Here is an 18,561-nt window from a genome sequence, read left to right on the forward strand (position 1 = left end):
CCCCCGCGACGGGAGGCCAGTCTGGATCAGACCCCGTCGCGGCGTCCGAGGAGGAGCACCCGCTGCACGCTCTGAACTCTACCGCGATCAGCTTGATCACCAAAACCGCACCAAAGGGCCACCACCTGGCATCGAGCGTGCGGTGTCCTGGGCCACAGGCCAGCATCGCGACGTTAATTGAGATGCGCCGGCACCGTATCCTGTTGTGGACTTAAAGCACGTCTGTAGGTCCGGAAGGGCAGGCAAAGAAACAGTGGCGCTCGTCGTACAGAAGTACGGCGGATCCTCGGTGGCCGACGCCGATCGGATCCGTCGTGTCGCGGAACGCATCGTCGAGACCAAAAAGCAGGGCAACGACGTCGTTGTGGTGGTCTCGGCGATGGGCGACACCACCGATGACCTGCTGGATCTGGCTCAGCAGGTGTGCCCGGTGCCGCCGGCCCGCGAACTGGACATGCTGCTGACGGCCGGGGAGCGCATCTCCAATGCCCTGGTGGCCATGGCGGTCGAATCGCTCGGTGCCCGGGCCCGGTCGTTCACCGGCTCGCAAGCCGGTGTCATCACCACCGGCACCCATGGCAACGCGAAGATCATCGACGTCACGCCGACCCGGTTGCGATCCGCGCTCGACGAGGGCGACATCGTGTTGGTCGCCGGCTTCCAGGGCGTCAGCCAGGACAGCCGGGACGTCACCACGCTGGGCCGCGGCGGCTCGGACACCACGGCCGTCGCGCTGGCCGCCGCCCTGCACGCCGACGTCTGCGAGATCTACACCGACGTCGACGGCATCTTCAGCGCGGACCCGCGGATCGTGCCCAACGCCCGCAAGCTCGACACGGTCACCTTCGAGGAAATGCTCGAGCTGGCGGCGTGCGGCGCCAAGGTGCTGATGCTGCGCTGCGTGGAATACGCCCGCCGCTACGACTTGCCGGTGCACGTCCGGTCGTCGTACTCGGACAAACTAGGCACTGTCGTCGTCGGATCGATCAAGGACACACCCATGGAAAGCCCCCTTCTGACCGGAGTCGCGCACGATCGCAGCGAGGCCAAGGTGACCGTCGTCGGAATCCCGGACATCCCCGGGTATGCGGCCCGCGTCTTCCGGGCCATCGCCGAGGCCGACGTGAACATCGACATGGTGCTGCAGAACGTCTCCAAGATCGAGGACGGCAAGACCGACATCACCTTCACGTGTTCCCGCGACAGTGGGCCCACCGCGGTGGCCAAGCTGGACTCCCTCAAGGAGGAGATCGGCTTCACTCAGCTGCTCTACGACGACCACATCGGCAAGGTCTCGCTGATCGGGGCGGGCATGCGCAGCCATCCCGGGGTCACCGCGACGTTCTGTGAGGCGCTGGCTGAGGTGGGCGTCAACATCGAGCTGATCTCCACCTCCGAGATCCGCATCTCGGTGCTGTGCCGCGACACCGAACTAGATAAGGCCGTCGTGGCGTTGCACGAGGCGTTCGGCCTCGGCGGTGAGGAGGAGGCCACGGTGTATGCGGGGACGGGTCGATAGATATGGGCGCCAATAGGCTCGCGATAGGGGTAGTGGGCGCCACCGGCCAGGTGGGCCAGGTGATGCGCAAGCTGCTCGACGAGCGCGACTTCCCGGCGACGAGCGTGCGGTTCTTCGCGTCCGCCCGCTCGCAGGGGCGCAAGCTGGCGTTCCGCGGCCAGGAGATCGAGGTCGAAGACGCCGCGACGGCGGACCCGACCGGCCTGGACATCGCGCTGTTCTCCGCCGGCAAGACGATGTCGCTGGTGCAGGCTCCGCGGTTCGCGGCCGCCGGGGTGATCGTGATCGACAACTCCTCGGCCTGGCGCAAGGACCCGGACGTGCCGTTGGTGGTCTCGGAGGTCAACTTCGCCCGCGACGCCGCCAACCGGCCTAAGGGCATCATCGCCAACCCGAACTGCACCACGATGGCCGCCATGCCGGTGCTCGAGCCGCTGCACGAGGAAGCCCAACTGGTGCGGTTGGTGGTCTCGAGTTACCAAGCGGTGTCCGGCAGTGGCTTGGCCGGTGTCGAGGAATTGGCGACCCAGGCGCGCGCGGTCGTCGGCGAGGCTGAGCAGCTGGTGCATGACGGCAGTGCACTGGAGTTTCCGGCGCCTAAGACCTACGTCGCGCCCATCGCCTTCAACGTGGTGCCGCTGGCCGGATCGTTGGTGGACGACGGATCCGGGGAGACCGACGAGGACCAGAAGCTGCGCTCCGAGAGCCGCAAGATTCTTGGCATTCCCGATCTACTGGTGAGCGGGACCTGCGTGCGGGTTCCGGTGTTCACCGGGCACTCGCTGTCGATCAACGCCGAGTTCGCCCGGCCGATCTCCCCGGAACGGGCGCGGGAGTTGCTCGGCGCAGCGCCCGGCGTGAAGGTTGTCGACGTGCCGACCGCATTGGATGCGGCTGGAGTCGACGAGTCGCTGGTCGGCCGGATCCGGCAGGACGAAGGTGTGCCGAATGGGCGCGGCCTGGCACTGTTCGTCTCGGGGGACAACCTGCGAAAGGGTGCGGCGCTCAACACGATTCAGATCGCCGAGTTGCTCGCCGCCGAACTGTGATCCGAGGGTGAGGCCCGCCGACACTCGGCTCGGTACGCGGTATCTGGTCGCGTCGGCAGTGTGTTTGGTTGTCTCACAATCTGTCTGGGTTGCTCGCGCCGATCCGCCCGCGCCAGCCCCGCAGCCCATCGTGCAGCCGCTGGCACCGGGTCAGGTGTTGCGAATCGGTCCTACGGCCGGAACTGGCACTCCTACAGGGGATTACGGTATCGGCGCCACTGATCTCTGCGAATTCCTGGAGTTCCCCACCGAACTGTTACAGGTCTGCGGCGATAGCTTCGCCGGCCAGGGCGTCGGTTTCGGCGGCTGGTACTCGCCGGTCGCGTTGCACGTCGATACCGCGTCGGTCGATGATCCCGCCGGGGTGCGCTACACCGGCGTCACCGGGATCAGCAAACCGCTGCTGGCCGATCCCGCGCCCTCGGGAGACTCGCAACTGCCGGCCGGGGTGGTGCAGATCAACCGGCGCAACTACCTGATGGTGACGACGACGAAAGACCTGAAGCCGCAGAGCTCGCGGCTGGTGAGCGCCGAAGCGGCGCATGCGGGGTGGCAGACCGTTCCGGGGTCGAAGCGCGATGCCTCCTATCAGGGTGGCTCGCAGACGCAGATCAGCGGCTACTACGACCCGATCCCGACCGCCGATTCGCCGAGCGGTTGGGTGTACATCGTGGCCAACAGCTTCACTCGCAGTCAGCCGGTGGTGCTGTATCGGGTTGCGCCGCAGAACTTTACCGACCGGTCGCGGTGGCAGGGCTGGGCGGTCGGGCCCGGCGGCGGCTGGGGCAAACCACCAACGCCGTTGTGGCCCGATCAGGTGGGGGAGTTGGGTGTGCGGCAAATCGACGGCGAGGCGGTGCTGTCCTATTTCAACGCCAGCAACGGCAACATGGAGGTCCGGGTGGCCAGTGACCCAACGCTTTTGGGAGAGGCGCCAGTGACCACCGTGGTGCAGCACGACGAGTGGCCCGAGCCGGCGGAGAGCCTGCCGCCTCCGACCGACAACCGGCTCGCACAACCGTACGGCGGCTACATCTCACCCGGCTCTACGCTCGACGAGCTGCGGATTTTCGTCAGCCAGTGGGACACCCGCGCCCGGGTGTCCGCGCCCTATCGAGTGATTCAGTTCGCCGTCAACCCGTTCAAGCCCGACGCTTAAAGCCGGGCAACCGACCGCGGGCGCACGCCGTGCCGAAAGGCATTCTGGCGAACGTTTAGTTTGCTACAGTCAGCAAACATGGTGTGGCCCGCTGGCCCACCGTTGACCCAGAATCGGGGAGAGTCATGGATTTTGGGTTGTTGCCGCCTGAGGTCAACTCCGCACTGATGTATTCGGGCCCAGGATCGGGGCCGTTGCTGGCGGCCGCGGCGGGTTGGGACACGGTGGCTGCCGAGTTGGAGTTCGCGGCCAGTGGCTATTCGTCGGAGGTCTCGGGGCTCACGGCTCAGACATGGTGGGGTCCGTCGTCGACGAGGATGGCGGCCGCGGCTGCACCTTATGTGGCGTGGCTGCACGCCAGCGCTGCTGCGGCCGGGCAGACCGCTGCCCAGGCGTACGGCGCGGCCGTAGCGTATGAGGCCGCGTTTGCGATGACCGTGCCGCCGCCGATGATCGCGGCCAACCGGGCACTGTTGATGGCCCTGATATCGACCAACTTCTTCGGACAGAACACCGCCGCAATCGCGGCCACCGAAGCCCAATACATGCAGATGTGGGTGCAGGACTCCACCGCGATGTATGGCTACGCCGCGGACTCCCTGAGCGCGAGCACCCTGACGTCGTTCAGCGAACCGTCGCCGACCACCAACTCCGCAGGCGACGCCGATCAGGCCCGCGCGGTCGCCCAGGCCGCCGGCAACACCACCAGCGCTCGTACCCAATCGGTGATGCAGCTCGCGTCGGCCCACACCACGGCGCCTACTGCCAACACACCCATCGTCGAACCTGTCGCGCCCGGACAGACGGTCACCGCCCCGGCCGGCAGCACCGTCACACTGGGACCCAATTCCGCCCTCATCCTCAACGGCGGCTCCGTCACCATGGACGCTGGCGTCCGCGTCGGCAGCTCGGCGGGCTTCGTGACCCTCAGTCCCGGCAGCACCGTGTTCACCACGACTCAAACCTTCGAGGGCACCACCCTGATCCCGGCGCAAACTACGGTGACCGCCGGCGCAAGCCCCCTCATCCTGACCCCCGGTCCAGCCGGCAACATCACCGTCAACCTCATCAGCGGCCCGTCGACCATCGACGGCTTTTTCGCGGTGCTAAGCCAATCGGCAAACCCGGTCACCGCCCTCGTGGGCCCGGCGGGTGCGACGATCACCAACGTCAGCGGCACCGTCACCGTCACCATCACCCCGGTGACGCCCATCGTTCCCGGCACCTCTGGCGGTTTGGCGGCGGCAGCCGCCAGCAGTTCACCGGGCCTGGCGGGAACGGCGGGGATCCAGCCTCAGCTCGATGTGGACGGGCTGCTCGAGTGGGCTCGTACCGCATCCGGGGCTGGCGTCCCCGCCGACGTCGCGGCGGTGGCCGGGTGAGACTGCGCTAGATCGCCATCTGTCGCGACGGTTCACCAGGTGAGCAGGGGTTTTCGGCTCACAGCTGCTACATAAGTAGCGCATAGCCGTAACTATTGTTTACCCCCGCATCATGTGTCTCATGAGTGAAACATCTGAAACCCCCACTGTGCGGTCCTCGACCGCAACTGCGCCGGCGCCGGTAGCAACAGAACTGGCGTCATACCGGGCCCCCAAGGTCTTCCAATTGGCCGCTTGGGTCGCCATCTTCGCCGGGACCGTGTTCATCATCGCGGTCATCTTCTTCACCGGGTTCATGCTCGGCAAGTCCGGCGGCCACCACGGCCACCACGGCCACCACCACAAGCATCACGCGATGGTGCACCCGCACCGCTTCGGTGGTCCGGGTGGTCCCGGCGGTCAATGGGGCCCGCCGCCTGGCGCGACCCAGCCGGGTGCGTCCGTGGCTCCTGGCGCCCCGGGACCCAGCCAGATTCCGTCATCGGTCGCTCCGTCCCGCACGCCGTAGGCGCGAGGCGAGAGACCGCAACCATTCAGATGGTCACGGGGTAATAGGAGGACCCCGGGGGGCCACGTAAATCAACACGCAGTAGCCCGGCGCTCACCAGAGCGCCGGGCTACGAGTGGTTCAGCGATACCGGCGCTTAGATCGCATTTGGATGAATTCACAGCAACTTTGTTGATGGAATCTGTTGCAGCAGTTGCATTCAGGGGCAGTATTCAAGGCATGAGTGAAACACCTGAACCCGCAGTACAGCCGACGCACGTCGACACGGCTCCGCCGCCGCCGGCCCGGGTCAAGCCGCCCAAGCTCTATGCGGCCGCCGCGTGGGTGGTGATCGTTGCCGGGATCGTTTTCATCGTGTCGGTCGTCTTCTTCTCCGGCGCCATGATCTTCGGATATCACCACCACCATTGCCACCATCATCACGGCATGATGTACGGCCCCGGCGGCCCCGGCGGCCCCGGCCCCGGCCCCGGCGGTCCAGGAGGCCCAGGAGGCCCAGGACCGTGGCAGTACGGCGGACCGGGTGGCCCCGGTATGGCGCCTTCCTACCCCGGCGGTCCCTTCGGTCCCGGCCCGGGTCCGCGTCCCTAGCAGCTAAAGCACGCCGGCAAACGTGCCGCACGACCAACGGCCCGGCGCCCCTACGTGGGGTGCCGGGCCGTTTGGTGTGCGACTGAAAGTGCTTGACGCCGATTCGGCTTCGCATTGGGTGGGTACACGTCGCACTGCCCTCGGATCAATTCAGCCCAGTTAACGAGGAGATGGCAAGATGACGCAGCGCTTCACCACGACGGATGCCGGCATCGCCGCGCCCAGCGACGAACAGTCGCTGACGATCGGTCCCGACGGTCCGATCCTGCTCCAGGACCACTACCTGATCGAGCAGATGGCGCAGTTCAACCGGGAACGCATCCCGGAACGGCAACCGCATGCCAAGGGGGGTGGCGCCTTCGGCCATTTCGAAGTGACCCACGACGTCAGCAAGTACACCCGCGCTGCGGTCTTCCAGCCCGGGACCAAGACCGAGATGCTGGCCAGGTTTTCCACCGTGGCCGGTGAGCGCGGCAGCCCAGACACCTGGCGCGATCCGCGCGGCTTCGCGCTGAAGTTCTACACGACCGAGGGCAACTTCGACATGGTCGGCAACAACACGCCCGTCTTCTTCATGCGCGACCCGCTGAAGTTCCAGCACTTCATCCGGTCCCAAAAGCGCATGGCCGCAACGAATTTGCGTGACCACAATATGCAGTGGGACTTCTGGAGCCTGGTTCCCGGATCCGCGCATCAGGTGACTTGGCTGATGGGGGACCGTGGCATCCCCAAGAGTTGGCGGCAGATGAACGGCTATAGCAGCCACACCTACAGCTGGATCAACGCCGCCGACGAGATCTTCTGGGTGAAGTATCACTTCATCACCGATCAGGGCGTCGACTTCCTGACCCAGGAGGACGCCGACCGGTTGGCCGGCGAGGACGGCGATTACCACCAGCGCGACCTCTACGAGGCGGTTGAGGCCGGCGATCACCCGAGCTGGACGCTCAAGATGCAGATCATGCCGTTCGAGGAGGCCAAGACCTACCGGTTCAACCCATTCGATCTGACCAAAGTCTGGCCGCACAGCGACTATCCGTTGATCGACGTCGGCAAGATGACGTTGGACCGCAACGTCACCGATTACCACACCGAGATCGAACAAGCCGCCTTCGAGCCGAACAACACCGTGCCGGGCACCGGGCTGAGCCCGGACAAGATGCTGCTCGCGCGCGGCTTCTCCTATGCCGACGCGCACCGGGCGCGGCTGGGAACCAACTACCGGCAGATCCCCGTCAACACGCCGCAGGTGGAGGTGAACAGCTACTCCAAAGACGGGGCGATGCGGATGAAGAACGCGTCGGATCCGGTGTACGCGCCCAACTCCTACGGAGGTCCGCAGGCCGACCCGGCGCGCGCCGCCGAGGTGCACTGGCATGCCGACGGTCAGATGATCCGCGCGGCCTACACGCTGCACGCCGAGGACGACGACTGGGGCCAGGCGGGCACCATGGTCCGTGAGGTTCTCGACGACGCGGCCCGGGAACGCCTGGCCCACAACATCGTTGGACACGTCTCCCAGGGCGTCAAAGAGCCGGTGTTGTCACGGGTCTTCGAGTACTGGCGCAACGTCGACCCCGACCTCGGCAAGAACGTCGAGGAGGGTGTTCGCGCCAACCTGGGTCAGTAAAGCCGACTTGAGCCGGTAAGTTCGCGGTAGCCGGTCGCCCTGGCATGATCGAGATCCATGATGCGAATCTCCGCTGCGGCGGTAAGCGTCGGTCTGGGCCTGGGGGTGGTGTCAGGTGCACCCATCGCAGCCGCCCATCCCTCGGAACCCGGCGTGGTGTCCTACGCGGTCCTCGGCAAAGGATCGGTCGGCAATATCGTCGGCGGGCCCATGGGGTGGGAATCGGTGTTCACCGAACCGTTCCAGGGCTTCTTCGTCGACCTTCCCGACTGCAACAACTGGGCGGACATCGGGCTGCCCGAGGTGTACAACGATCCCGACCTGGCGTCCTTCAACGGGGCCACCGCGCAGACATCGGCCAACGACCAGACCCATCTCGTCAAGCAGGCGGTCGGCGTATTCGCCACCGGCGACGCCGCGGGCCGTGCTTTCCACCGAGTGGTGGATCGAACCGCGGGCTGCTCGGGTCAGACCACCGCGATGCACTTGGACAACGGGCAAACGCAGGTGTGGTCGTTTGCTGGCGCCCCGGCCACGGCGACCGACGCGAACTGGACCAAGCAAGAAGCGGGCACCGATCGCCGCTGCTTCAATCAAACCCGGTTGCGCGAAAACGTGTTGCTGCAGGCGAAGGTTTGTCAGTCTGGCAACGCGGGACCCGCGGTCAATGTGCTGGCCGGGGCGATGCAAAACGCGCTGGGACAGTAGCGGTGAAAACCTGCGGAAACGGGAATATGTCGGGGCGATCTGGAAGATGAAGGGACGGCGGCTATCGTTCGGATAGCTGCCCAATATGGCGCTCGGCGACGCGAGGTCGGGCCCGGAGGGATCGTGATATGACGCTCGCCGCCATCACCGCCGCGGCCTCGCAGCTAGACGCCGCGCGCCCGGCCGACTCCGAGGTGACCAGTACCGAGGAAGCCGCCCAGTACATCGCCGATGGCTGTTTGATCGATGGTCCGCTCGGGCGCGTCGGCCTGGAGATGGAGGCGCACTGCTTCGACCCGGTTGACCCGTATCGCCGGCCTAGCTGGGACGAAATCACCGAGGTCCTCGACCAGCTGCCCCCACTGCCCGGCGGCAGTGCGGTCACCGTGGAGCCCGGAGGCGCCGTTGAGCTCTCCGGCCCGCCCGAGGACGGCGCGGTTGCGGCCATCGGCGCGATGAACAACGACCAGGGCGTGCTGCGAAAGGCCTTCGCCAACGCCGGGCTGGGATTGGTCTTCCTCGGCGCCGACCCGCTGCGGGCACCCAAGCGTGTCAACCCGGGCGCGCGCTATTGCGCGATGGAAGAGTTCTTCGCCGCCAGCCACTGCGACGAGGCGGGTGCGGCGATGATGACGTCGACCGCCTCGATTCAGGTCAACGTGGATGCGGGGCCGCAGGCCGGATGGGCGGCCCGGGTCCGGCTGGCTCACGCGCTGGGGCCCACGATGATTGCGATCACGGCCAATTCCCCGATGCTGGGCGGCGAATTCTCCGGTTGGGTGTCCACCCGACAGTGGGTGTGGGGCCAGATGGACTCGGCGCGCTGCGGACCGATCCTGGGGGCCAGCGACGACGACCCCGGCATCGAGTGGGCGCGCTACGCGCTCAAGGCGCCGGTGATGATGGTGCACAACCCCGAGGCCGTCGCGCTCACCCATTACGTGTCCTTCGCCGATTGGGCCGACGGCTCGGCGCTGTTATGCGACCGCCGTCCCACCCTCGCCGATCTCGACTATCACCTGACCACGCTGTTCCCGCCGGTACGCCCCAGGCAATGGCTGGAAATCCGCTACCTCGACAGCGCACCGGATGAGTACTGGCCGGCTATCGCGTTCATGATGGTCGCCTTGCTCGACGACCCGGTCGCCGCCGACGCCGCCGCGGCGGCCGTCGAGCCGGTGGCCACCGCATGGGACAACGCCGCCCGGCTCGGTCTCAGTGACCGGCGCTTGCACGAGGCCGCGAAATCCTGCGTGGCGATTGCGGCCGAGAAGTCGCCGCCCGAACTCACCGACGCGATGGAGCGGCTGATCCGCAGTGTCGAACGGGGCCGATGTCCCGGCGACGACTTTTCCGATCAGGTAATCGACTACGGCATCGCGGCTACGGTGTCGGAGTTGGCGCAAGGGGGCCTGTGACTCCGCGGGAACGGATTGCCGGCGATCTGGAGCGGGCGCGCACGCGCACGCTGCGGCTGGTCGACTTCGATGACGCCGAACTCCGTCGTCAGTACGACCCGTTGATGAGTCCGCTGGTGTGGGACCTCGCGCACATTGGTCAGCAGGAAGAGCTGTGGCTGCTGCGCGGCGGTGACCCGAATCGCCCAGGAATGCTGGATCCGTCGATCGAAGGTCTTTACGACGCGTTCGAACACTCCCGGGCCAGCCGCGTCGATTTGCCGCTGCTGTCCCCCGAGCAGGCCCGAACATATTGCCGCACGGTACGTTCCGCTGCATTGGATGCGCTGGACGCATTGCCCGAAGATCCCACCGGAGACCGTGCCGCTTTCGTCTACGGGCTGGTGGTCAGCCACGAAAACCAGCACAACGAAACCATGCTGCAGGCCCTGAACCTGCGCACCGGCGCCGCGCTGCTGCGTGATCCCGGCAGCTTGCCCGCCGGCCGGCCGGGTCTGGCCGGAACCTCGGTGCTGGTGCCCGCCGGACCGTTCGTGCTGGGCGTGGACGCCACGAGCGAACCGTTCTCGTTGGACAACGAGCGCCCCGCCCACATCGTCGACTTGCCGGCGTTCCGGATCGGCCGGGTCCCGGTCACCAACGGCGAATGGCAACAGTTCATCGCCGACGGCGGCTACCACGAGCCGCGCTGGTGGTCCGCGCGCGGCTGGGAGCACCGCCAGAGTGCGGGCCTTGCGGCGCCGCAATTCTGGGGTCCCGACGGGCGCACGCGCACCCGCTTCGGCTACATCGAAGACATTCCGGCCGACGAGCCGGTGCAGCATGTCACCTACTTCGAGGCCGAGGCGTACGCCGCTTGGGCCGGCGCGCGGCTGCCCACCGAAATGGAATGGGAGAAGGCCTGCACCTGGGACCCGGGGACCAACACCCGGCGCCGCTACCCGTGGGGAGCGCAAGATCCCTCGAGCGACGTGGCGAACCTGGGCGGCGCGGCACTGCGTCCGGCACCCGTCGGCGCCTACCCGGCCGGCGCGTCGGCTTACGGCGTCGAGCAGCTGCTGGGCGACGTCTGGGAGTGGACCACCTCGCCGCTGCGGCCGTGGCCCGGTTTCGTGCCGATGATCTACGAGCGCTACTCGCAGCCATTTTTCGACGGCGACTACCGGGTACTGCGCGGCGGGTCCTGGGCGGTGGAATCGGCCATCCTGCGGCCGAGTTTCCGCAACTGGGACCACCCAATCCGTCGACAGATCTTCTGCGGTGTCCGCCTGGCCTGGGACGTCCCCGACGATGAGGACTCCGCCTGATGTGCCGTCACCTCGGCTGGCTTGGATCCGACGTCAGCGTCGCCTCGCTGATGCTGGATCCACCCTCCGGCCTTCGCGTGCAGTCATACGCTCCGCGCCGCCAGAAGCACGGCCTGATGAACGCCGACGGTTGGGGTGTCGGGTTTTTCGATAGCGACGTGCCGCGGCGCTGGCGCAGCGCGGCGCCGTTGTGGGGCGACACGTCGTTCGAATCGGTCGCGCCCGCGCTGCGCAGCCGCTGCGTGGTGGCCGCGGTGCGCTCGGCGACCGTCGGCATGCCGATCGAAATCAGCGCGACCGCGCCGTTCACCGACGGGCATTGGCTGCTGTCGCACAACGGCGTCGTCGATCGGACTGTGCTGCCATTGACGTCAACGGTTGAATCTGTCTGTGACAGTGCTATGTTGGCGGCCACCGTCTTCGCGCTCGGGCTTGATGTGCTCGGCGAGACTATCGCGCAGATCGGGTCGCTCGACCCAAGCGCGCGGCTTAACGTGTTGGCCGCCAATGGGTCTCGCATGCTGGCCACCGCGTGGGGCGACACCTTGTCCATCCTGCGCCGCGATGACGGTGTGGTGCTGGCCAGTGAGCCCTATGACGACGACTTCGCGTGGGAGGAAGTGCCCGACCGTCACCTTGTCGAAGTCACCGCGCAAGGCGTAACGATAACCCCGCTGGTCGAGCCGAAAGGATCTTGATGACACTGTCGCTGTCCAACCATCTCGCCGCCGACTCGGCGTACCACGCGTTGCGCCGTGATGTGTTCGACGGTTTGCAGAGGACACCGAAAACCCTGCCGCCCAAGTGGTTTTACGATTCCGTGGGCAGTGAACTCTTCGACCAGATCACCCGGTTGCCGGAGTACTACCCGACGCGGGCCGAGGCGGAGATCCTGCGCGCCCGGTCCGCCGAAATCGCCTCCGCCAGCCAGGCCGACACCCTGGTCGAACTGGGCAGCGGGACTTCGGAGAAGACCCGTCTGCTGCTGGACGCGCTGCATAGTCGCGGCTCGCTGGACCGGTTTGTCCCCTTCGACGTCGACGCCGGTATCCTGTCGACCGCGGCGGCCGCCATTGCGCAGGAGTACCCCGGTATCGAGATCAAGGCTGTCTGCGGCGATTTCGAGGAACACCTCGGCGAAATTCCCAGCGGCGGTCGGCGCCTGTTCGTGTTCCTCGGGTCGACGATCGGCAACCTCACACCCGGACCGCGTGCCGAGTTTCTCAAGGCCCTCGCCGACGTGATGCGGCCCGGTGACAGCCTGCTGCTGGGCACCGACTTGGTCAAGGACACCGGTCGGCTACTGCGCGCCTACGACGACGCCGCCGGCGTGACGGCCCGGTTCAATCTCAATGTTCTCGCCGTCGTCAACCGGGAACTCGACGCTGATTTCGACGTTGATTCCTACCAGCATGTGGCCCGCTGGAACGCCGACGAGGAACGTATCGAAATGTGGCTGCGGACCGACCGGCCTCAGCGGGTCCGGATCGGTGCCCTCGAGCTGACCGTCGAGTTCGCCGCCGGAGAGGAACTGCTGACCGAGGTGTCGAGCAAGTTCCACCCCGGCGGGGTGAGTGCCGAATTGGCCGGCGCGGGATTGCGTCGCACCCAGTGGTGGACTGACGCCGCAGGCGATTTCGGGTTGTCGTTAGCAGTCAAGTGAGCGATAGCGGGTCGCTGGCCGACCGTTGGCGGGAGGCCCGCCCGCCGGTGGCCGGTTTACACCTCGACAGTGCGGCCTGTTCGCGCCAGAGTTACGCGGCCATCGACGCCGCCGCGCAGCATGCCCGCCACGAGGCCGAGGTCGGTGGATATGTGGCAGCGCAGGCCGCGGTGCCCACGCTCGACGCCGGGCGTGCCGCATTCGCCGCGCTGACCGGAATGACCGACGCCGACGTGGTGTACACCACGGGTTCGCTGAACGCGCTGGATCTGCTGCTCGGCAGCTGGCCCTCCGAACGCCGGACACTGGCCTGTCTGCCGGGCGAATATGGCCCGAATCTTGCCGTGATGGCCGCTCACGGATTCGACCATCAGCTGCTGCCGACCCTCGAGGATGGCCGGCTGGCCCTCGATGACGCGGCATTTACCCTGCAGGCCGACCCGCCCGATTTCCTCCACTTGACCCCGGTGGCCAGCCATCGCGGTGTCGTGCAACCGATTTCGATGATCGCACAACTGTGCCGCGAATTGGGGTTGCCACTGGTCGTCGACGCCGCCCAGGCGCTGGGCCAGGTCGACTGCGCGGTCGGCGCCGATGTCACGTATTCGTCGTCGCGCAAGTGGATCGCCGGTCCGCGCGGCGTGGGCTTCCTTGCCGTTCGGACTGACCTGACCGAGCGGCTACATCCGCGGTTGGCGTCGCCGGAGTGGTCCGCGTCGTTCTCGGTGGCCCAACAGCTCGAATTCGGCGAAGCCAATATCGCGGCGCGAGTTGGTGTTTCGGTGGCGCTTGGTGAGTATCTGGCGTTCGGGCCCGAGACGGTGCGCGCACGTCTGGCGGAGCTCGGCAGCATCAGCCGCACGACGCTGGCCGATGTACCGGGGTGGGCGGTGGTCGAAGAGGCCGAAGAGCCCAGCGCGATCACCACTTTGGCGCCGCTCGACGGGGCCGACCCGCAAACGGTGCGGGAATGGCTGCTCGCCGAACGGCGGATCCTGACCACCTTCGCCGGGGCGCAGCGGGCGCCGCTGGAGATGGTCGCGCCGGTCCTGCGGATCTCGCCGCACGCCGACACCACCGCTGACGATCTGGAAGTCTTCGCCGAAGCGCTGATCGCCGCGACCGCGGCGACTGCGACGTAACCCCTACCGGCATGGCCGCCTTGACTTGGCTCGGCGTACCCGGCGACGAACACGCCTGGACAGCACTGGGATTCGCTGTCGAAGACCGCACTATCCGCATCGGGCGAGTTCGTTGCGCGCTGACCGACGACCGTGGCTGGGGATTCGACGACATCTACGTGCAGACCGATGTTCTCGGGGTACCGACGGTAGTCCACCCGCCGGTCACCGGAGCGGTGCACCCCTGTGGTGTCACCCATGTCGACCACGTGGTGTTCACGGTGGGCGAATTGGACGCTGCCATCGCCGCTCTCAGTGCGGTGCTGGGCGCCCCGCCGCGCCGACGCTTTCATCCGCGGGGTCCGGAAGGGCCCGAGATGGCGTTTTACCGCGCCGGGGAAGGCTTCATCGAGGTGGTCGCCACCGGTGCCGAGCCGGCGCTGATCGGGCTTGCGCTGTGGTCCCCTGACCTGGACGCCACCGTCGCGGCGATCCGTGCCGCTGGCGGTCCAATCGGCGATCCTCAACCCGCGGTGCAGGGCGGGCGCATCGCGAGTGTATGGCAGGGCCACCTGGACTGGGGCCTGGCCATTATGGGGCCGTGACCTAGCCTCCGGCCTTGTGCGCCGTCAGTAAGTAGGCGGGAAGCTTCATCCGGTCCTTGTCGTCGCGGTCGTTCGGCGACGATTCGAAGGGTGTCCCGGGGGCATGCGGGATGTTCGCGTGGATATAGGCGGGCCGAATCTCGTCGATCTCCCAGTACTTGCTCACCGCGGCGCGCAGCCCGTCCTCGTCGACCTCGTTGGGCTTCTGCTCCATCTCGGCCGGGAAGGCTCCCTTGGCGAACACCAGCACGAATAAACTGGCGCCGGGGGCCGCCGCCTGGTGCACCGAGCGCAGGTAGCCGTCGCGGCCTTCGACCGGAAGCGAATGAAACAGCGTGCTGTCCACCACGGTGGCGAACCGTCCGTCGTAGCCGGTGAACGAGGTGATGTCGGCCTGGACAAAGCTGGCGCTGCTCAAGCCGCGTTCTTTGGCCGCTTTGGTTGCCGCGGCGACAGCCGTGGGCGTGAGGTCGATGCCCACCACGGTGTAGTCCTGCGCGGCCAGCGCCAACGACAGTTCGGCAACTCCGCAACCGGCGTCCAACACCTCGCTGCGGAACTTTCCTGCCGCTACCAATGCGGCCAACTCGGGTTGCGGCTCACCGATATTCCACGGCGGCGGCCCCTCGAAGTGGGCCTGTTCCCGATACGCGCTGTCCCAGTCCATGACCTCGTTTGGCGGCATGGTTTCCAAGCTACCCGCGGCAGGGCCAGGTGTGCACCGGCTCGTTGGCCTGCATGTGGTCGCAATACCGGCGCAGCATTTCGGCGAGTGCCGCGGGTCGGGTCATGCCGTCGTCCTGCAGGGCGCGGACCGTCGCCACCTGCCAGCTCGCGCCGTTGCGGCCGGTCTTGGCGCGCCCCTCGATGACGCCGAGGAAACGATCGCGAACCTCGGCGTCGACACCCCATCGGCGCAGCCCTTCGTGGGCTATTGGCAGCAACGTGTCGAGCACCAACTCGGCCACCGTCACTTCGCCCAGATCGGGCCAGTGCAGCCGGGCGTCCATGCCGTGGCGTGCTGCTTCGAGGAAATTGTTATGTGCCGCAGCGAAACTCATCCTCGTCCATAGCGGCTGGGATTCCTCGGACAAGGTGCGCAGCGTGCCGTAGTAGAACGCCGAGTTGGCCAGCATGTCGATCACGGTGGGCCCGGCCGGCAGCACCCGATTTTCCAGTCGCAGGTGGGGGCGCCCGTCGACAACGTCGTACACCGGCCGGTTCCAGCGGTACACGGTGCCGTTGTGCAGGCGTAGTTCAGCAAGGTGCGGAATGCGTCCGGCGGCCAACTCGGCGACGGGATCCTCTTCGGACAACTCCGGCAGCAGGGACGGAAAGTAGCGGATGTTCTCTTGGAACAGATCGAGGATCGAGGTGATCCAGCGTTCGCCAAACCACACCCGAGGCCGCACACCTTGGGTCTTGAGCTCCTCGGGCCTGGTGTCGGTGGATTGCGTGAACACTTCGATACGGGTTTCCGACCACAGCTGATGGCCGAAGAAGTAGGGCGAGTTGGCTCCCAGCGCCAGCTGCGGGCCGGCCATCACCTGCGCGGCATTCCAGTTGGGAGCGAAGTCGTCCGGAGCTACTTGCAAGTGCAATTGTGTGCTGGTGCAAGCGGATTCGGGAGCGATGGACACCGCCTCCCAGCTCAGCGGCTCCGGGCCGGAGATATGGATCGGGATATCCTCGCCGCGCGCGTTGAAGATCGAGTCGTTGAGGGCCGCATATCGCGCGGACTCGCTCATCCAGCCTTCGCGCAGATGCTCGGGCATCAGCGTGGGCAGAATGCCGATCATCACGATGCGGGTTCCGTCCGAGCCGGCCTTGAGCTGCGCCTCGTTGAGGCTGCTCCGCACTTCTTGCTCCAGATCCAGCCCGGTATGTCCGGGGAGCGGACGGGGTGGCACGTTGAATTCGATGTTGTAGGCGCCTAATTCCTTCTGATACGCCGGATCTGCGATCGCATCCAGCACGTACCTGTTCGACATCGCGGGCTGATAGTCGGCGTCGACAAGGTTGCATTCGATCTCCATGCCGGTCAGCGGGCGGTCGGAGTCGAAGCGCGACTGGGCAAGCATCGTCTCGAAGACGTCAAGGCAAAGCTGCACCTTGCGCCGGTACTCCCGCCGATGTGCGCGGTCATACGCGGTGCGCTTGACCTCTTCGCCCACATCGCCGATGCAACAGGGTTGCCGGCGGTAACGCAAGAGCGCCGCGACTGATCGTGCCCCCGGTCCTAGCGGAATCGGGTCGGTTAGCTGCGGAGGTGGTGGGTCGGTACACCATCATGGACGATGGCATGACGTGTCACAGTTCACGACGAAGGAGCGCAGGTGGCCGAGTTCGTCGCAGCTATCGACCAGGGCACCACCAGCACCCGATGCATGATTTTCGATCACGACGGCGCCGAGGTGGCTCGTCATCAGCTCGAGCACGAGCAGATTCTGCCCCAGGCGGGCTGGGTGGAGCACAATCCGATCGAGATCTGGGAACGTACCTCATCGGTGTTGATGTCGGTGCTGAACACCGCGAAGTTTTCGACGAAAGATATTGCAGCGCTGGGAATTACGAATCAACGCGAGACCACACTGGTGTGGAATCGGCACACCGGACGACCCTATTACAACGCGATCGTCTGGCAGGACACCCGCACTGATCGGATCGCGTCCGCGCTGGACCGCGACGGACGCGGCGACGTGATCCGGCAGAAGGCGGGCCTGCCCCCAGCCACCTATTTTTCCGGCGGGAAGCTGCAATGGATCTTGGAGAACGTCGACGGCGTTCGCGCGGCCGCCGAAAGCGGTGACGCTCTGTTCGGAACCCCGGATACCTGGGTGCTGTGGAATCTGACCGGCGGTTCGCGGGGCGGGGTGCATGTCACCGATGTGACCAATGCCAGCCGGACCATGCTGATGGACCTGGAAACGCTGGACTGGGATGACGAGCTGTTGTCGTTCTTTTCCATTCCGCGCGCGATGCTGCCGGCGATCGCGCCGTCGTCGCCGAAGCAGCCCTACGGCGTCACCTTGAAAGACGGGCCCTTAGGCGCCGAGCTGCCGATCACCGGAGTTCTGGGCGACCAGCACGCCGCGATGGTCGGACAGGTGTGTCTGTCCGCGGGGGAGGCGAAAAACACCTACGGCACCGGCAATTTCCTGCTGCTCAATACCGGCGAGACCATCGTGCGGTCCAACAACGGCCTGCTGACCACCGTCTGTTACCAGTTCGGGGACGCCAAACCCGTCTACGCGCTGGAGGGCTCGATCGCGGTGACCGGCTCGGCGGTGCAGTGGCTGCGCGATCAGCTGGGCATCATCAGTGGTGCCGCGCAAAGCGAGTCGCTGGCCCGCGAGGTTCCCGACAACGGCGGGGTGTATTTCGTCCCCGCGTTTTCCGGGTTGTTCGCCCCGTACTGGCGATCGGATGCGCGTGGCGCGATCGTCGGGCTGTCGCGGTATAACACCAACGCACACCTGGCCCGCGCGACGCTGGAGGCGATCTGCTACCAGAGCCGCGATGTGGTGGACGCCATGGAAGCGGATTCCGGTGTGCGCCTTGAGGTGCTGAAAGTCGACGGCGGTATCACCCAGAACGAGCTGTGCATGCAGATTCAGGCCGACGTGCTGGGCGTGGAAGTGGTGCGGCCGGTGGTCGCCGAGACCACCGCGCTGGGCGTCGCCTACGCGGCCGGGTTGGCGGTCGGGTTCTGGGCCGATCCCTCCGATCTGCGGGCCAACTGGCAAGAAGACAAGCGGTGGACGCCGACGTGGGACGACGATCAGCGCGCGCAGGGATATGCGGGTTGGCGTAAGGCGGTGCAGCGCACGCTGGATTGGGTCGACGTGTCGTAGCGAAATGGCCGCCGGCGCATTGCCGGCGGGCATTTCTTAGCAGAACG

At 66.4% G+C, this 18,561-nt stretch carries 17 protein-coding genes; 15 read left to right on the forward strand and 2 right to left on the reverse strand.

Annotated features, from left to right (window positions below; all coding sequences use genetic code 11):
* Window positions 1-253 precede the first annotated feature (253 nt).
* The 14 genes from ACTXG5_RS07865 (at window position 254) to ACTXG5_RS07930 (ending at window position 14,660) form a co-directional block, all read left to right on the forward strand.
* Entirely contained in the window at window positions 254-1,519 is a 1,266-nt protein-coding gene (locus ACTXG5_RS07865) for an aspartate kinase (RefSeq protein WP_445163143.1), read from the forward strand.
* 2 nt (window positions 1,520-1,521) lie between these two features.
* Window positions 1,522-2,568 (forward strand): aspartate-semialdehyde dehydrogenase, encoded by a 1,047-nt coding sequence (locus tag ACTXG5_RS07870; protein WP_445163144.1) that lies wholly within the window; start codon window positions 1,522-1,524, stop codon window positions 2,566-2,568.
* 7 nt (window positions 2,569-2,575) lie between these two features.
* Window positions 2,576-3,727: a DUF4185 domain-containing protein gene (locus ACTXG5_RS07875; protein WP_445163145.1), complete on the forward strand. Its 1,152-nt coding sequence runs from the start codon at window positions 2,576-2,578 to the stop codon at window positions 3,725-3,727.
* A 125-nt stretch (window positions 3,728-3,852) separates the two neighbouring features.
* Window positions 3,853-5,109, forward strand: a complete 1,257-nt coding sequence (locus ACTXG5_RS07880) for a PPE family protein (protein ID WP_445163146.1) — start codon at window positions 3,853-3,855, stop codon at window positions 5,107-5,109.
* Between the two features lie 121 nt (window positions 5,110-5,230).
* Window positions 5,231-5,617, forward strand: a complete 387-nt coding sequence (locus ACTXG5_RS07885; RefSeq protein ID WP_445163147.1) for a hypothetical protein — start codon at window positions 5,231-5,233, stop codon at window positions 5,615-5,617.
* A gap of 219 nt (window positions 5,618-5,836) precedes the next feature.
* Window positions 5,837-6,208, forward strand: a complete 372-nt coding sequence (locus ACTXG5_RS07890; protein ID WP_445163148.1) for a hypothetical protein — start codon at window positions 5,837-5,839, stop codon at window positions 6,206-6,208.
* 178 nt (window positions 6,209-6,386) lie between these two features.
* Window positions 6,387-7,838, forward strand: coding sequence for a catalase (locus ACTXG5_RS07895; protein WP_445163149.1), 1,452 nt, complete (start codon window positions 6,387-6,389; stop codon window positions 7,836-7,838).
* A gap of 60 nt (window positions 7,839-7,898) precedes the next feature.
* A complete protein-coding gene (locus ACTXG5_RS07900; protein ID WP_445164308.1) occupies window positions 7,899-8,546 on the forward strand; it encodes a sensor domain-containing protein in 648 nt (215 codons plus the stop codon).
* A gap of 128 nt (window positions 8,547-8,674) precedes the next feature.
* Entirely contained in the window at window positions 8,675-9,964 is a 1,290-nt protein-coding gene (egtA, locus tag ACTXG5_RS07905) for an ergothioneine biosynthesis glutamate--cysteine ligase EgtA (RefSeq protein ID WP_445163150.1), read from the forward strand.
* Entirely contained in the window at window positions 9,961-11,271 is a 1,311-nt protein-coding gene (egtB, locus tag ACTXG5_RS07910) for an ergothioneine biosynthesis protein EgtB (protein ID WP_445163151.1), read from the forward strand. The genes egtA and egtB overlap by 4 nt, the downstream gene beginning before the upstream one ends.
* Window positions 11,271-11,969, forward strand: a complete 699-nt coding sequence (gene egtC / locus ACTXG5_RS07915) for an ergothioneine biosynthesis protein EgtC (RefSeq protein WP_445163152.1) — start codon at window positions 11,271-11,273, stop codon at window positions 11,967-11,969. The genes egtB and egtC overlap by 1 nt, the downstream gene beginning before the upstream one ends.
* On the forward strand, window positions 11,969-12,934 hold the full coding sequence (egtD, locus tag ACTXG5_RS07920) for an L-histidine N(alpha)-methyltransferase (protein ID WP_445163153.1): 966 nt from the start codon (window positions 11,969-11,971) through the stop codon (window positions 12,932-12,934). Before egtC ends, egtD begins: the two co-directional genes overlap by 1 nt.
* Complete coding sequence (gene egtE / locus ACTXG5_RS07925; protein WP_445163154.1) at window positions 12,931-14,076, forward strand: ergothioneine biosynthesis PLP-dependent enzyme EgtE; 1,146 nt, start codon at window positions 12,931-12,933, stop codon at window positions 14,074-14,076. Before egtD ends, egtE begins: the two co-directional genes overlap by 4 nt.
* Window positions 14,077-14,087: 11 nt before the next feature.
* Complete coding sequence (locus ACTXG5_RS07930; RefSeq protein WP_445163155.1) at window positions 14,088-14,660, forward strand: VOC family protein; 573 nt, start codon at window positions 14,088-14,090, stop codon at window positions 14,658-14,660.
* 1 nt (window position 14,661) lies between these two features.
* On the opposite strand, the gene ACTXG5_RS07935 is transcribed toward ACTXG5_RS07930, so the two are convergent.
* Together ACTXG5_RS07935 and ACTXG5_RS07940 are read right to left on the reverse strand one after the other, a co-directional pair.
* Window positions 14,662-15,345 (reverse strand): class I SAM-dependent methyltransferase, encoded by a 684-nt coding sequence (locus ACTXG5_RS07935; RefSeq protein WP_445163156.1) that lies wholly within the window; start codon window positions 15,343-15,345, stop codon window positions 14,662-14,664.
* Between the two features lie 10 nt (window positions 15,346-15,355).
* Window positions 15,356-16,834 carry a glutamate--cysteine ligase gene (locus ACTXG5_RS07940; protein ID WP_445163157.1) on the reverse strand — a complete coding sequence of 493 codons (1,479 nt, stop codon included), beginning with the start codon at window positions 16,832-16,834 and terminating at the stop codon, window positions 15,356-15,358.
* 162 nt (window positions 16,835-16,996) lie between these two features.
* Here ACTXG5_RS07940 and glpK point away from each other — a divergent pair, with 162 nt between their 5' ends.
* A complete protein-coding gene (gene glpK / locus ACTXG5_RS07945; RefSeq protein ID WP_445163158.1) occupies window positions 16,997-18,514 on the forward strand; it encodes a glycerol kinase GlpK in 1,518 nt (505 codons plus the stop codon).
* Window positions 18,515-18,561 lie beyond the last annotated feature (47 nt).

Source organism: Mycobacterium sp. Dal123C01 (assembly GCF_052566995.1).